We start from the raw sequence: 279 nt of genomic DNA, 5'->3' as shown, positions 1-279 counted from the left end.
ATATCACCACTCCAGACAAGATAAATCCTAATTTAGCTAGTTCCCGAAGTCTGTCGGGGGGGCAAATTTGGCTCGATACGGGGCAATGGTGGAATCCTACTAATAAAGACAAGACTCGGAAACTAAATGCTCAAGGTCAGGCTCTAACCACCCGAGATATAGAAGATATTGCTTACAATAGCCAGAATTTGGCGAGTAAAGGCAATATCATAACAGGGATGGAGGATGGGAGATTTACGGTAGCTCAGGGTTCTCTCAATCCTGAAAAGGCTTTTGCTG

At 44.4% G+C, this 279-nt stretch carries 1 protein-coding gene; it reads left to right on the top strand.

Going from position 1 to position 279, the window contains the following annotated elements; translation table 11 throughout:
* A partial coding sequence (locus R0J92_RS22595) for a hypothetical protein (RefSeq protein ID WP_411053306.1) occupies positions 1-279 on the top strand: 279 nt, incomplete at both ends.

The sequence above is a fragment of the Tritonibacter sp. SIMBA_163 genome (genome assembly GCF_046535935.1).
GTDB classification, from domain to species: Bacteria; Pseudomonadota; Alphaproteobacteria; order Rhodobacterales; family Rhodobacteraceae; genus Epibacterium; species Epibacterium scottomollicae.
Note: the sequence above shows the minus strand (reverse complement) of the source record. Positions and strands in the feature narration are given on the sequence as shown.